This window comes from Streptomyces sp. MBT65, from assembly GCF_016612545.1.
Taxonomy (GTDB): Bacteria; Actinomycetota; Actinomycetes; order Streptomycetales; family Streptomycetaceae; genus Streptomyces.
This window is the reverse complement of sequence record NZ_JAENRY010000040.1, coordinates 1-12,203: the sequence shown is the minus strand read 5'-3', so window position 1 is coordinate 12,203 and position 12,203 is coordinate 1. Positions and strand designations below refer to the sequence as shown.

The 12,203-nt window shown below is 68.3% G+C and carries 13 protein-coding genes; 5 read left to right on the top strand and 8 right to left on the bottom strand.

Annotated elements, in window-relative coordinates; all coding sequences use genetic code 11:
* Positions 1-75 precede the first annotated feature (75 nt).
* Entirely contained in the window at positions 76-846 is a 771-nt protein-coding gene (locus tag JHN63_RS12020; protein WP_158697196.1) for an alpha/beta fold hydrolase, read from the top strand.
* Between the two features lie 999 nt (positions 847-1,845).
* Here JHN63_RS12020 and JHN63_RS12015 read toward each other — a convergent pair.
* From JHN63_RS12015 to JHN63_RS11985, 7 genes are all read right to left on the bottom strand, one after another.
* Positions 1,846-2,292 (bottom strand): type II toxin-antitoxin system VapC family toxin, encoded by a 447-nt coding sequence (locus tag JHN63_RS12015; protein WP_200679557.1) that lies wholly within the window; start codon positions 2,290-2,292, stop codon positions 1,846-1,848.
* Positions 2,292-2,525, bottom strand: a complete 234-nt coding sequence (locus tag JHN63_RS12010) for a hypothetical protein (protein ID WP_019070418.1) — start codon at positions 2,523-2,525, stop codon at positions 2,292-2,294. The genes JHN63_RS12015 and JHN63_RS12010 overlap by 1 nt, the downstream gene beginning before the upstream one ends.
* Positions 2,526-3,309: 784 nt before the next feature.
* The gene (locus JHN63_RS12005; RefSeq protein ID WP_200679555.1) at positions 3,310-3,576 is read right to left on the bottom strand and encodes a DUF4235 domain-containing protein; all 267 of its coding nucleotides are present in this window, start codon (positions 3,574-3,576) and stop codon (positions 3,310-3,312) included.
* Positions 3,573-4,043, bottom strand: a complete 471-nt coding sequence (locus tag JHN63_RS12000; protein ID WP_200679554.1) for a DUF3618 domain-containing protein — start codon at positions 4,041-4,043, stop codon at positions 3,573-3,575. Before JHN63_RS12000 ends, JHN63_RS12005 begins: the two co-directional genes overlap by 4 nt.
* Complete coding sequence (locus JHN63_RS11995) at positions 4,040-4,459, bottom strand: phage holin family protein (protein ID WP_200679553.1); 420 nt, start codon at positions 4,457-4,459, stop codon at positions 4,040-4,042. Before JHN63_RS11995 ends, JHN63_RS12000 begins: the two co-directional genes overlap by 4 nt.
* Before the next feature lie 503 nt (positions 4,460-4,962).
* The gene (locus JHN63_RS11990; RefSeq protein ID WP_200679552.1) at positions 4,963-6,702 is read right to left on the bottom strand and encodes a thiamine pyrophosphate-dependent enzyme; all 1,740 of its coding nucleotides are present in this window, start codon (positions 6,700-6,702) and stop codon (positions 4,963-4,965) included.
* A gap of 35 nt (positions 6,703-6,737) precedes the next feature.
* Entirely contained in the window at positions 6,738-8,321 is a 1,584-nt protein-coding gene (locus tag JHN63_RS11985) for an FMN-binding glutamate synthase family protein (RefSeq protein WP_200679551.1), read from the bottom strand.
* 311 nt (positions 8,322-8,632) lie between these two features.
* Between JHN63_RS11985 and JHN63_RS11980 the strand changes: the two genes are divergently transcribed.
* The 4 genes from JHN63_RS11980 to JHN63_RS11965 all read left to right on the top strand — a co-directional run bounded on the left by JHN63_RS11980 (position 8,633) and on the right by JHN63_RS11965 (position 11,585).
* Positions 8,633-8,983, top strand: coding sequence for a PRC-barrel domain containing protein (locus JHN63_RS11980; protein WP_200679550.1), 351 nt, complete (start codon positions 8,633-8,635; stop codon positions 8,981-8,983).
* A 530-nt stretch (positions 8,984-9,513) separates the two neighbouring features.
* On the top strand, positions 9,514-9,858 hold the full coding sequence (locus JHN63_RS11975; protein ID WP_200679549.1) for a hypothetical protein: 345 nt from the start codon (positions 9,514-9,516) through the stop codon (positions 9,856-9,858).
* 67 nt (positions 9,859-9,925) lie between these two features.
* Complete coding sequence (locus JHN63_RS11970; protein WP_200679548.1) at positions 9,926-10,891, top strand: LLM class F420-dependent oxidoreductase; 966 nt, start codon at positions 9,926-9,928, stop codon at positions 10,889-10,891.
* 7 nt (positions 10,892-10,898) lie between these two features.
* Positions 10,899-11,585, top strand: a complete 687-nt coding sequence (locus JHN63_RS11965) for an HAD family hydrolase (RefSeq protein ID WP_200679547.1) — start codon at positions 10,899-10,901, stop codon at positions 11,583-11,585.
* Positions 11,586-11,607: 22 nt separating this feature from the next.
* Here the strand turns inward: JHN63_RS11965 and JHN63_RS11960 are convergent, their stop codons facing one another.
* The gene (locus tag JHN63_RS11960; RefSeq protein ID WP_200679545.1) at positions 11,608-11,838 is read right to left on the bottom strand and encodes a DUF5133 domain-containing protein; all 231 of its coding nucleotides are present in this window, start codon (positions 11,836-11,838) and stop codon (positions 11,608-11,610) included.
* Positions 11,839-12,203: the final 365 nt, after the last annotated feature.

The following is a 12,203-nucleotide window of genomic DNA, read 5'->3' as shown; positions in this document are numbered from 1 at the left end:
ATGAAGTCCACCGTTCGAATCAAAACGCTGGTGGCTGCCGGGCTGGTGAGTGGCGCGGTCGTAGCCTCGCTTGCCGTGACGAACGCGAGCGCCGTCACGACCAGGGCGAACGATCACGCCGTCGCCTCGCAGACGGCGCACCGCGCGAAGCCGACGGTGGTCCTGGTCCACGGGGCGTTCGCCGACTCCTCCAGCTGGAGCAGCGAGATCGGCTACCTGCGGCAGCAGGGCTACCCGGTCCTCGCGATCGACACCCCGCTGCGCGGCCTGGCCTTCGACAGCGCCTATGTCGAGGCGCAGGTCAAGACCGTCAAGGGTCCCGTGGTGCTGGTCGGCCACTCCTACGCGGGAGAGGTCGTCAGCCAGGTCGCCGCGACGACGTCGAACGTCAAGGCCCTCGTCTACGTGGCGGCTCTCATCCCCAAGGCGGGAGAAGCCGCCGGCTCACTGATCGGACAGTTCCCCGGGTCGCAGCTCGTTTCGGAGAACTTCCGCACCGTTCCGCTGCCCGGCGGTGACACCGACGTGTACCTCAAGGCGGACAAGTTCGGGACCGTGTACGGCAACGGGCTGTCGAAGTCGGCCATCAGCGTCGCCTCGGTGACTCAGGAGCCGGTCGCCCTTTCGGCCTTCACCGACAAGGCCACGGTGAATCCGCCGGCGAAGACGCCGAAGTGGGCGGTCATCTCGACGGAGGACCACGCTGTGCCGACGGCCGCCCAGAAGTTCCAGGCCAACCGGGTGGGCGCCCACATCACCTACACCCGCTCGGGACACGACGTTCCTTCGATCAGCCCGGGAGCGGTCGACCGCGCCATCGTCGCCGCCGCCAACTCCGTGCACTGATCCGTCCCAGTAGCAGGGCGCCTGTTTGATCGGCGCGGGGCTTCTGGCGGCGGCTGTGCCATGGGCTTGCTTCGCCGTCGTACCGGCACACGCGATGCCCCCACGACCACGCAGGACGGGGAGGGACTCGCTACCGCAGGCCGCGCTCCGCGCGCACTCCGAGGGCAGAAGGGCTCCCGCAAGTATTCGGCTTGCGGGAGCCCTTCGTCCCATAAGGGAAGCGGCGATACCCGCAGACCGAATTCGGCCCGCTTCAATTCGGCGAGTTTATTTAGTCAGTAGCCATGACCTCGCGATTACGCTGAAGTCGACTTGGAGTGTGTAGCGGTCGGCGGCGCAGGAAATGGTGGTGTGTTCGCGTAGGGCGATGCGCTGACCCGCGAAAGCGCCGCTTCGGTTCTCACGAGGGACAGCCCGGAACTCATCGCGGAGGTCGGCTGCTCCGTTTGATCGCGCCCATGGCTGCTCGACAAGTGATGGTCCGACGGCTGCTCACAGGCCGGTGACGGGCTGTCCGGTGAGCGCTTGGGCGATCTGCCAAAGCTGTCCGCCGCGGGACGCCTTCACGAGGACGACGTCGCCGGGCGGAGGATGGACGCCAGATGGGACGCGAGCGGGGTCGACTCGTGGGGGACCACCTGCACTCGGGGCACGCGGGGGGCGCGGAAACCGCACATTGGACTGGACAGCAAAGAACCCCCGGGTGATCGACCCGGGGGTTTCGCACGGAGCGGGTGACGAGAATCGAACTCGCACTCTTAGCTTGGGAAGCGACGGAGCTTGCTCGCCGACTACTGTACTGACCTGTGGAAACGTGAGGTCAGGCCCCGTGGGCGGGTCGGGATCGCACCTTTGGTGGCCGTTGTCGTCCGCCCTGAAGGGCACGGATGGGGCACGCGGTTGAAGCGAGGTCGATGCGGGCGCCTTCAGCGGGACGTCGACGTGTGTTCCACCGAAGGCTTGCTGAGCGGTGGCCTGACGCTTTGCTCGGGCGACGCCTCAGGTATCCATAGGCCGGGAGCCTCTGCCGGGCCCTGACGGTGAAGAGATGTCCCAGTTGGGCATGTCGACGGTCAGTCCGGCTGCTTGAGCAGCATCGGCCAGTCGTTTGTCGTACGTGACGAAGGAGGTCAGCTGGGAGCGGATACGGAGAGCCGTTGCCAGGTGGATGGCGTCCAGACTCCGTACGGTCACAGGTTTGACGGTCTGGGCCAAGATGCGAATGCCGGCATCCAGCTCCACCAACTCGATCAGGTCGAGGACCGGGTGGAGCCGGGCGACAGCCTCCGGGGCGTAGCGCCCAAGGGCCCGCGACGACTCGATCTCCACCAGAACCGAACTCGTCCATCCGGTCTCGGCTCGTTCGTCGAGCCAGTCGCGCAAAGCCTGCGACTCGGACTCGGCGTGGACGAGTTTCACGACGGCGGCCGAGTCGAGATAGATCATCAGCGCTCGTCCTCGCGACTGTGGGCGATTTCCGCGGCGATGTCGATGCCGTCCGGTTCACCAAGCGGCATACGCAGGACGGCGCGACGCATCGCGGCGGCCCGCTCTTTGCGTAGGGCGGCTTCGAGCACGGCTTGGCGGATGGCTGCCGAGCGTGAACTGCCGTCATGGGTGAGAACGTCCAGAGCGTGCTCGGTCTCCGAGTCGCTGCGGATCGTGATGGTGTCAGCCATGAAACCAATGTAAGACGATCTGTCTTACATGGCAAGCCTGAGACTGCTGTCCCCTTCACAGTGCAGGAAAGCGCCAGTTGGTCCGCAGGGGGCGGCAGGCTGAGGGCTCTCATCGGTGACCGCTGCGGTGAGTGTCATGAAACGGCAGGTCAGCGGCGTGTTCCGGCAGTGGGAGTGGCGAGTTGGTGGCACTCGGCAAGCGCTCGTGCCCTCCGCGTGCCCAATCTTCGGGTGCCTTGTGCGCCGGAAAATGCGACTGAGAGCCCGCCATGAAAGAGCCCCAGGCTGCTGACCTGGGGCTTCGAGGAGAGCGGGTGACGAGAATCGAACTCGCACTCTCAGCTTGGGAAGCGACGGCGCTTGGGGAGGCGGGTAGCTTCTGAACTGGGCGTATGTGTTCTTGTGTGGCGCTAGGCGGCACGGAATCGCACCGTTGTTGACCGTGGTTCACCGGTCTTATGGGCAGGCTATGGGCACGCCGTTGATTCGGAGGCGTGTAGGACCCCTCTTGGCGGCCGACGGATAGCTGATCTTGGGAAGTCGGCGTTGACCGCAAGGACGCCGTTGCAGGAGCACGCGCAGAAGCATGTCTGGGCCGGTAGGCGTTTGTCGACGTCTTTCGTCGGCTTCCGGTTCTCTGCCAGGTTGTTCGAAGACGGGAGAGGCCCGTCAACCGCAAGTTGGGCATCGCGAAGGGAAGAGGCGGAAGGTGTCCTCCGTCTGGAAGCTGACTGCCCGTCGGCGTCCGCCCAGCTGCGGGCTCCGGGGGCGCCGAGGGGAGTTGTCAGCCGGGCCAGGTGCCGGTCAGTCGGCGGATGGCAGTGGCGCCGCCGCGGTCGACGGCGGCTTTGACGCCGGCGAAGATCGCTCCTTGCAGGGCAGCCGCCGACAGGACCTCGGGCCAGGTGCGGTGTTCGTCGGTGGCGTTGGGGGTGTCGTCGTCGCGGCCGAGTCGTTTCCAGACTTGCTTGAACGCTGCACCGGCCAGCATGCCGCTCAGGGCGCCCATGGCCATTCCGAGCGGTTTGTAAGCGATCTTGCTTGATTTCATCGGTGCTTCCTGGAGCGGCGGATGAGCAGCAGCGCGATGAGTGCGCCGGCCGCGGCGAGCAGCGGGGCGCGGTTGGCTTGTGCCGCTCGCAGACCCTGGGCGGCCTTTTCGCGTGCCGACTCCGGGGTGTTCTCCCAGGCGAGCTGACCGGCGTGAGCTGCCTGGTCGCGGACCTGTTCCGTGGCCGCTGCGGCCTTGGCTCGCACCGGCTCCGGGGTTCTGTCCTGTATCACGTGGATCACTTCTGACGCCTTGTCCCGCAGTTGGGCCTCGGCCTGCGCCGTCGTCTCCTCGACCTGTTGCTTGACGGCGTGCGTCTTCTCCTGGGCGCGGGCCTTGACATCGGCCTTGGCCGCGAGCGCCTCGACGGTCTCGCCGAGTTCCTCGCGGGTCGCCTCGACCTGCGAGCGCAGTTCCTCCGTGGAGGGTGCTGTCTCATCGCCCGTGTACGGCTTGTCCTGGGTCATCGGTGTGCCTTCTCCTTGATTTCGGCTACGTCGGCCTTGACGCTGTCGATGGTCTGTTCCGGTGTCGGCGGGGCTGCCTCACTGATCTGCCGCTTGCCGAGAACTGCCATCAGGGCGGTGACGGCGGCCAGGACGGCGGTGACGATCAGCGCTGCCGCCCACACGTCCATGACGAGCGCGAGCGCGGCGATCACGGTGGCCACCAGTGCCTGCAGCGTGAGAACACCCACCAGTCCGGCGCCGCCGAGCAGGCCGCCGCCCTTGCCGAACCGCTTGCCCTTCTCGACCATCTCCGCCTGTGCCAGGCGCATTTCGTCGCGGACGAGCTGTGACAACTGATGCGAGGCACGCTGGACCAGGTCGCCGATCGGTTCCTGTGCTCCGCTGTCGGCGTGCGGGGGACCCTCTGCGGTCATGGGTGTTCACCTGTCCTTCGTCGGTGTGGCGGCAGGTCCTGTGACGTTCGGCGTCCGTTCGTGCTCGCCCGAGGTCGTGAACCGCCGTGGACGGCGACCAGCCGGCCTTCTCCTGCCGCCGTCGCCACCGTTCGATCCTGTGTCCGTGTACCCGGGCAACGGCGCCTCACCGCTGCTCCGACACCGTGATTGCTAATTCGGCGTGTTTATGGTTCCAGTTTTTTTATTGGACGAAGCGGACCCGTGACCGACTTTATTCACCTGCATGGGGTGAATTGATGGGACGGGGGTACTCGGGTCTCTGCCGCACCGATGGGTGCTGTTCCCCGAAGGAATGAGAAACTCGTGTACATCGGTCTGGGTACTGTCGTCCTCATCATTGTCATCGTCGTTGTCGTCATGATGCTGCGTCGCCGCTGACCTGTTCCTCTTGTACCGCACGGTCAGCCATGACCACAGCCCGCCCCGGATCTCTGGGCGGGCATGGTCGCGTCCGGCGGCGGTCAATGGCTGCTTTCGTCGTCGTGGCTGCGCAGTAGTTCCTTCATTTTGGCGACGGCGAAGCCCCAGCCCTGTTCGACGGTGGGTTTGGCGGGGACGGCGATCTCGTCCGGGTTGGTGAGGACGTCGAGGAGGACGGGGCCGGGGGTGTCGAAGGCCCGGTGTACGGCGTCGTCGAGGTCGGCGGGGTCGGTGACGCGGATGCCGGTGAGGCCGATGGCGGTGGCGACGGCGGCGAAGTCGGGGTTGTCCAGGACGGTTCCGAACTCGGGGAGACCGGCTTGTTCCTGTTCCAGCTTCACCATGCCCAGGCGGCGGTTGTCGAAGACGACGAGTTTCACCGGCAGTTGGTAGGACTTGAGGGTCATGAGGTCACCGAGGAGCATGCTCAGGCCGCCGTCGCCGCAGAAGGCGACGACCTGGCGGTCCCGGTCGAGGTACTGCGCGCCGAGTGCCTGCGGCATCGCGTTGGCCATGGAGCCCAGGTTGTAGGAGCCCAGCAGCCGACGCGTCCCGCGCAGCTCGACGAACCGTGAGAGCCAGACGGTGGCCATTCCGGTGTCCGAGGTGAAGATCGCGTCGTCCGTGGCGCTGCGGTCGACGGCGGCGGCCAGTGCTTCCGGGCGGATGCCGTGCTCGCGGTTGTCCAGTGCGGAGCGGACCTTGCCGACCAGGCTCTTGTCGTGCGCGGGGTCGGCCAGACGTGCCTGGCCCTCGCGCCAGTTCAGAAACTGCTTCCGGGCCTGCTCCAGGTGTCCACGGTCGCGTGCGCCGCCCAACTCGTCGAGCAGGTCGCGCACGGTGGCGCCGACATCGCCGACGAGTCCGATGTCCACCGGGACACGGCGCCCGATGTGGGCGGGTTCGGTGTCGACCTGGATGACCTTGCGGCCCTCGGGATACCAGTCGCGGTAGGGGAAGTCGGTGCCCAGCAGGAGCAGGGTGTCCGCGGAGTGCATGGCTCCGGCCGCCGCTGGGTTGCCGATCAGTCCGGTCTGGCCGACCTGGAAGGGGTTGTCGCCCTCGAAGCCTTCCTTGGCTTTCAGCGTCAGCACCATCGGGGCCGCGAGGCGGTCGGCGAGCGCGAGAACGTCCTCGCGGGCGGCGCGGGCGCCCTGTCCGACCAGCAGGGTGATCCGGTCCGCCTGGGAGAGGAGCTCGGCGGCCTGTCGTACGGCGGACGCCTCGGGGCGGGTGGTGGGTGTGGTGAGGGAGAAGCGGGCCGGGCGGTCGTGGTGCAGTTCGCGGTCGCCGATGTCGCCGGGCACGGTGAGGACCGCGACGCCCTTGTGGCCCAGGGCGTTGCGCACCGCCGTCTCCAGGAGCTGCGGCAGTTGGTCGGGGTCGGTGATGGTGGCGCGGAAGACCGCCACGTCACGGAAGAGCAGGTCGTTGTCGATCTCCTGGAAGGCGTCGCTGCCCAGCTCGGACAGGGGGACCTGGCCGGCGATGGCCAACACGGGCGTACGGCTCTTGGCCGCGTCGTAGAGACCGTTGAGGAGGTGGACGGAACCGGGACCCACCGTGCCCATGCACACCCCGAGGCGGTCGGTGAGCTGGGACTGGGCGCTCGCGGCGAAGGCTGCCGCCTCCTCGTGGCGGCAGCCGACCCACTCGACGTCGTCGGTGGTGCGGATGGCGTCGGTGAGGGGGTTGAGCGCGTCTCCCACGACGCCGAACACCTGGCGGACGCCGAGTTCGCTCAGGGCGTCCACGATGACGCGGGCGACGGTTCGTGCCACGGGTTCCTCCAGGTCAGAAGCGGGTCGACGGTCGGTCAGACGGTGAAGTGGTCGGGGTCGGCGGCCTTCCAGTCGGCGGCCCAGTCGGCAGGCGGCTCGACCAGCAGCTGTCCGGGGGAGAGCCACTCGTACAGGTCGTCGTAGGAGCGCACGGTCTGCGGGTCGACGCGTCGGCGCAGCATGTGCGGGCGGAGCTGTGTGGGGTCGGTGACGCCCATGGACGCCATGATCTGGAGGGCGCTGCCGACGGTGGCCTCCTGGAGGCGGCGCACCCGCTCGGCCTTGTCGCCGACGTCCAGCGCGCGGGCCCGGCGCGGGTCCTGGGTGGTGACGCCGACGGGGCAGGTGTTGGTGTGGCAGCGCTGGGCCTGGATGCAGCCGACCGCGAACATCATGGCGCGGGCCGCGTTGCCGTAGTCCGCGCCCTGGGCCAGTCGTTTGACGAGGTCCGCCCCGGTAGCGATCTTCCCGCTGGCGCCGATCCTGATCCGGTCCCGCAGGCCCGCGCCGACCAGCGCGTTGTGCACGGTCATCAGGCCCTCGGTGAGCGGTGTGCCGATGTGGTCGGCGAATTCGAGCGGTGCGGCACCGGTGCCGCCCTCCGCGCCGTCGACGATGATGAAGTCCGGCGCGGTGCCCTCCTCGATCATCGCCTTGCACACCGCGAGGAACTGCCGCCGCGACCCCACGCACAGCTTGAAGCCGGCCGGCTTGCCGCCGGACAACTCCCGCATCCGCGCGATGAATCGGACGAGTTCACGGGGTGTGGAGAACACGCTGTGGTACGGCGGTGAGATGACCGTCCTCCCCTGGGGGACGTCCCGCACCTTGGCGATCTCGGCGTTCACCTTGGCCCCGGGCAGCACCCCGCCGATCCCGGGCTTGGCGCCCTGCGACAGCTTCAGCGACACGCATTTCACGCTCTCGCCGGACGCCTTCTCGGCGAACTCCCCGGCGTCGAACGCTCCGTCGCCCGTCCGGCAGCCGAAGTAGCCGGTGCCGATCTCCCACACCAGGTCACCACCGGGGCGCAGGTGGTACTCCGAGAGCCCGCCCTCACCGGTGTCGTGCGCGAAACCCCCGGCCGCGGCACCCCGGTTGAGCGCCAGGACGGCGTTGGCGGAGAGTGAGCCGAAGCTCATCGCGGAGACGTTCAGCAGGGCCATGTCGTACGGCCGGGTGCAGTCGGGGCCGCCGATCCGTACGCGGGGCGGGTGTTCGGGCACCGGGTGCGGTGCCATCGAGGGCACCAGGTACTCGTATCCCGCCTGGTACACGTCACGCTCGGTCCCGAAAGGCTCCTCGGCTGCGGTGCCCTTCGCGCGTTCGTAGACGATGCTGCGGATGTCCCGGTCGAAGGGTCGGCCGTCGAAGTTCCGCTCGACGAAGTACTGCTGGAGCTCGGGACGGATGCGCTCCAGCAGGAAGCGGGCGTGTCCGATCACCGGGTAGTTGCGCAGCACCGAGTGCCGTCGCTGGATCAGGTCCCACACACCGATCGCACCGAGCACGGCCAGCGGCACCGCCGCCGTCCACCACCAGGGGGACACCACGACGGCCACACCGACCACTGCCAGTGCGGCACCCACGACCACCGCGACGATTCCGGTTCTCAGCACGATCCCCGAGTAACCCGCACGCGCCGAGTCATGCGGACCGGCCGCGTCGACCTGGCTGAGAAGGCCCGCATGTCATACGGCACAGGAGGCACCGCGGCCTTTCGGAAAAGGGGAATCGGCGCATGGTTGTGTTGATTCTTGTACTTCTTATCGCGCTGATTTTTGGGTGACGCAGGATTCTCGATCCATATTTTGTGGTGGGTGGTCGTGTGAGACGGAAAACGGTGGGCACTCGACTTGCCGAGGGTCGCCCACCGAATTTCCGGACGGGCTTCCTCGGTATTTCACGTACTGCAAGGGGAGGTTTTTGTATGACGGACAACATGTGGGGTTACCAGGCCGAGTCGGGCCACCAGACGGGGACGGATCTGACCGGATTCAAGGTCGAGGCGAGCGACGGCTCGATCGGCAAGGTCGACAAGCACTCCGAGGACGTCGGGGCCGCGTACATCGTCGTCGACACCGGAGTGTGGATCTTCGGCAAGCAGGTTCTGCTCCCTGCCGGTGTCGTCTCGACCATCGACGTCGCCGAGCGGACCGTCCATGTCGGCCGTACCAAGGAAGAGATCAAGAACTCCCCCGAGTTCGACAAGGACAAGCACATCGGTGACGCCGGCTACCACGAGCAGGTCGGCGGCTACTACGGAGACCGCCGAGCCTGACCGCCTCGCCGCGGCACACAGGGGCGGGCACCGGCGTTCTGCCGGTGCCCGCCCTTCGCCGTGCCCGGTCCCGCACCCCAGGGGCCGGAGCGCCGGAGTCCGCATCTTCGTCGGCCTTCGGGGTACCCGCGCCTGACACCCACCGACCCTTCGCGAGGAAGCGAGAACACCGTGAGCGAGCGCCGCCCGGAAGCCCCCGCCGACAGAGGGGGGCCGAAACCCAAGCCGATCCCCAGGGACCCGCCTGATCAGCAGGCCGGCGCCGACGAACAGCGCGAGCCGGAGGGGCGCGATCGGGAGGTTTCCGATCCGAGGATCCCCGACACGGACGAGGCCGGCACCGGGCGGAAAGGCGCCACGCATTCCGGCAGCACACGTCCAGGGCACCCCGTGCCCGATGAATCGACGGGTTGACCTCCGCGCCGGGGGAACCGGGCGGGGTCCGCCCGGCCATGTGGCGCCGCCACCCGTGAACGGTGCGTCCGATCATCCACGTCCCGCTGTATTCAAGTTCGAGGAGAGTGAGCCTGATGGCCACCGTGTCTCTCACCGGAGCGACCAAGGAGGACGCCGCCACGGTCTTCGGCGTCCTGCGGACGGCGTTCCCCACCGACCGTTCCGCGGACGACGTGCCCCAGGAGCAACCGGGCGACAACTCCGCCGTGTGGAGCGCGGAGTTCGAGCCGACGCCGGAGCGGATTCCGACTGATCCGACCTCCTTGGAGGGCTCGGTTTCCGCCACGCTCCAGGGCGATTACGTCACCGTGGACCAGCTGTTCGAAGCCCTGAGCACGGCGTTCGCGGTGGACCACTGGGGCGCGGCGTCGGGAGACCAGGAGAAGGAGGTCGACCTGCGGCTCACGACGAAGCGGTGACAGGACGGGGAACCGTCCTCACGACACCTCGACCCACGAGACTCCGACCCACGAGGAGACGAGCGGCATGGTGCAGATCGGCTACACGATGATGACCGAGCAGGCAGGTCCGCGAGAACTCGTCCGCCATGTGGTCGCCGCCGAGCGCGCCGGCTTCGACTTCTCGGTCACGTCCGACCACTACTTCCCCTGGCTGGAGTCCCAGGGCCACGCCTCCTACGCGTGGAGCGTGCTCGGTGCCGCCGCGCAGGCCACCGAACGCATTCCCTTGATGACGTACGTGACGTGCCCGACGACCCGCTACCACCCGGCGGTCGTCGCCCAGAAGGCCGCCACGGTGCAACTCCTCTCCCAGGGACGGTTCCGCCTCGGCCTGGGCTCGGGGGAAAACCTCAACGAGCATGTGGTGGGCGGTGGTTGGCCCGCCGCGCATGTCCGTCTGGAGCGGCTGGAGGAGGCCGTGGAGATCATCCGCTCGCTCCTCGCGGGGGAGAACGTCAACCACCACGGCGCCCATTTCGACGTGGAGAACGCCAAGTTGTGGGATCTGCCCGACGCGCCCCCGCAGATCGGTGTCGCCGTCTCCGGCGACCGCTCCTGCCAACTCGCGGGCCGACTGGCCGACTTGCTGATCGCGACGGAACCCCGGCCGGAACTGATCACCGCGTTCGAGGCCCACGGCGGATCGGGTAAGCCCAAGGTTGGCCAACTGCCCATCTGCTACGACAGCGACCGTGACGCGGCGATCGCCCGCGCCCACGACCAGTTCCGCTGGTTCGGCGGCGGCTGGCCGGTCAACTCCGAACTCCCCGGACCTGCCTCGTTCGCGGGTGCCACCCAGTTCGTACGGCCCGAGGACGTCGCCGAGTCCATCCCCTGCGGCGACGACGTGGACGCGGTCGTCGAGGCCGTACGCCCTTACGCCGACGCCGGGTTCACCGAGGTCGCCCTGGTCCAGATCGGCGGCGACCACCAGGAGCCGTACCTGGAATGGGCCGAGCAGAAACTGCTGCCCGCCCTCCGAGCACTGTGAGCGCGCGATGAGCACGGAACGCGCCGCGATCTTCGATGTCGACGGGACACTCGTCGACACCAACCACCTGCACGTCGTCACCTGGTGGGAGGCGTTCCGGCAGACGGGCCACCAGGTCCCCATGCGGGAGATCCACCGGGCTGTGGGCCTCAGTGGCGGCGACCTGCTTGACCACATCCTCGGCGACGGCGACGGCGACGGCGACCGCGACCCCGACGAGGACGAGCAAATCGTTGCGGCCCATCACGCCCTCTACGCCACGTACTTCGAGCGGCTGCCGGCGCTGGCCGCTGCGGGAGACCTGCTGCGCGCGCTCGCCGGGCGGGGCTGGACGATCGTCCTGGCGACCTCGGCGAGCGGCGCCGAACTGGCCGCGCTACGGCGGGCCATCGACGCGGACGACGTCATCCTCGGGGCGGCCAGCGCGGACGACGTGGCCGACGGCAAACCCGCCCCCGACCCCGTCCGACAGGCCAGGGAACTCGCCGGTGTGCCCAGCGATCAGGCCGTGTTCGTGGGCGACACCGTCTGGGACATGAAGGCCGCCGTACGGGACGGAGTGGTCCCGGTGGCGGTCCTGTCCGGCGGGATCCCCCGCGCGGACCTGGAGGCCGCCGGTGCCCGCGCCGTCTACCGCGACGCCGCCGACCTCCTCGCGCACCTGGACTCCGGCGTCTTCGCCGACAAGGAGTGAGCGGAGGCGTGCGAACGAGAGGTCAGCCGCCGGTGAGCACGGCGTCGCCTTGCGAGCGGGTGCCGTGCAGGCGGCGGCGGGCGGCGTCGAGGGCGTCCTCGACGGTCCGGGTGCCGGTGGACACGCAGAGCGTGTAGGCGACATCGTCCATTTGTCGCCGTGCGGTGGCGCCGCCGTTCTCGGTATGACGTGCGCACAGGGTCTCGTACCGCTCGACCAGGTCCTTCAACACCGCGGGGTGAGCCAAGAGCACCAGGGTCTCCATTCGCGTGTACCTGTCATCGATGGTGCGGATACCCCCGACCCGCTTGCCCATGCCGCGAGGTCACGCGATGCGCGGGTCGGGGCGTAGACGCGCCCTGCCCCGGATGGCGTGCCAGGAGTAGCCTTCAAGCGCGCCCAAGCCCCTGGTGTTGCCAGTTCCGTATGAGCCGGTCCGATGAGCCGAGGTGCGTGACGGTGGTTCCCTTCGAGGTCGCCGAGCGGCGTGGACGCTGGATCCGCCCGGCGGTCGCGTTGCGGGGCGAGGCCGATCTGGAGTCCGTCCCTCAGATGCGTACGGCCATCGCGCGCTGTCTGCGTGGGCCCGGCCGACGGATGGCCATCGACGTGTCCGCG